At 73.4% G+C, this 1599-nt stretch carries 2 protein-coding genes; both read right to left on the bottom strand.

The genetic code is table 11. The features are described 5' to 3' along the window. A partial coding sequence (locus tag AB0O00_RS38615) for an alkaline phosphatase family protein (RefSeq protein ID WP_363659349.1) occupies nucleotides 1–1176 on the bottom strand: 1176 nt, incomplete at its 3' end. Between the two features lie 84 nt (nucleotides 1177–1260). Further along, complete coding sequence (locus tag AB0O00_RS38610) at nucleotides 1261–1518, bottom strand: PDZ domain-containing protein (protein WP_363659350.1); 258 nt, start codon at nucleotides 1516–1518, stop codon at nucleotides 1261–1263. Nucleotides 1519–1599: the final 81 nt, after the last annotated feature.

Genomic DNA, 1599 nt, shown 5'->3' with positions numbered 1-1599 from the left:
GCGGAAGCCGTGGGCGCTGTGCTCCGGGTCGGTGCGGTCGCCCGGCGGGACGGCGGCGGGCGGCGGCACGTGGTCGTAGAACCCGCCGTGCTCGTCGTACGTGATGACGAGCAGGCTGGACTCCCAGAGCGGGGACTGCCGCAGCGCCTCGTAGACCTGCTTGATCAGCGCCTCGCCGTCGGTCACGTCGCCCAGCGGGTGCTGGCTGTTGCCGCAGCGGAAGTCGCCGCCGTGGGTGAGGACGTGCCCGTAGTCGGGCTCGATGAAGGTGTAGGCGGCCGGGTACGCGGGGTCCTGAAGGTGCTCGGCGAGGTCGTCGAGGTGGTGGAAGTGCTCGACCGTCGTGGCCAGGTCCATCCCGGCGAGCGCGCTGACCTGGGGGAGCGCGTCGCCGGCGTAGACGCGCCAGGGCAGGCCCTTGTCCTCCAGCGCCTCGTAGACCGTCCCGTGCTCGAACGTGTAGCCGCTCAGGCGCGAGCGGACGGTGTCGACCGGGCCCGGGCTGTGGTCGAGGCCGGCGGAGCTCGCCGCGTGCAGGAAGAAGCGGTTGGGCCAGGTCGGCCCCGGCAGGGCGGAGAACCAGCGGTCGCAGACGGCGAACTCGCGGGCCAGGGTGCTGAGGACGGGCAGCTGCTCGGCCGTGAAGCAGGCCAGGACGGTGCCGGGGTCGGCGAGGCCCTCGGCGTCCTGCTTCACCGTCGCCTCGTTGACGTAGTTGTCGACGAAGCCGCCGAGGGTGATCGGCGGGTAGGTGCCGTCGTAGGCGCACCGGTCGTCGTGCGGGCGGCCGGTGATGGCGGTCCCGGCGAGCTGGAGCTGGACGTCGCAGAACTCGTGCGGCGGGTCGACGGGCAGGGCGAAGGGCGCGCCGATCCGGACGGGGTAGTCCGTGCCCGCGTGGCGGTTGACCGCGCCGGTGTCGGGGCCGTCGACGGTGGTCGGTGCGCCGGTCACCGCGTCCGTGCCGGTGCCGTGCCGCAGGACGCCGTCGGTCACGGTGCCCGTCGACACCCCCAGCATGTGGTCGAAGGAGCGGTTCTCCAGGACGAGGACGAAGACGTGCCGGATCCGGCCCTGCGGCGCGGGCGCCCGGCCGGCCCGCAGTCCCGTGAGCCAGGCGTGCCACTCCTCACGCTCGTGGGTGATCGCCTGCCGGATGCGTTCGATGGGTTCCATGGGCCCACCCCAGCACCGGTGGTGACGGATCGTCAAAGACCCGCGCCGGTGGGCCGGGCGGCCGGTCGGACGCTCTTGTGGATGTCAGTCGTCCGCATGGAGTTCGGTGGGCGTGGCGATGACGTCGACCAGGGCGTCGCCGCGCAGGACGGTGAGGGCGAGGGGGTGGCCGATGGCGTCGGCGAGCATGAGCTGCTGAAGGGACTGGGCGGTGCTCATCGGTGCGCCGCCGGCGGTCAGGAGGAGGTCGCCCTGGCGCAGGCCGGCCCGGGCGGCGGGGGCGTTGGGGACGACCTCGACGATCCGGAGTCCCGCCTGCTGGCCGGTGCGCGCCCAGCACATCACGGGCGACGGCCTGCACGTCGTCCAGGGTCACCGCCGCGATCCGCGCCAGCATGTCGTCCACCGACAGGTGGTGCCCGT

Origin of the sequence: Kitasatospora sp. NPDC093558, assembly GCF_040683475.1 — a bacterium.
Classification (GTDB): Bacteria; Actinomycetota; Actinomycetes; order Streptomycetales; family Streptomycetaceae; genus Kitasatospora.
This window is presented reverse-complemented; position numbering and strand designations above follow the sequence as displayed.

Excerpts from the sequence above, each read along its gene's own strand:
- AB0O00_RS38610 (WP_363659350.1), bottom strand. The coding sequence starts at position 1,518 with ATGTGCTGGGCGCGCACCGGCCAGCAGGCGGGACTCCGGATCGTCGAG.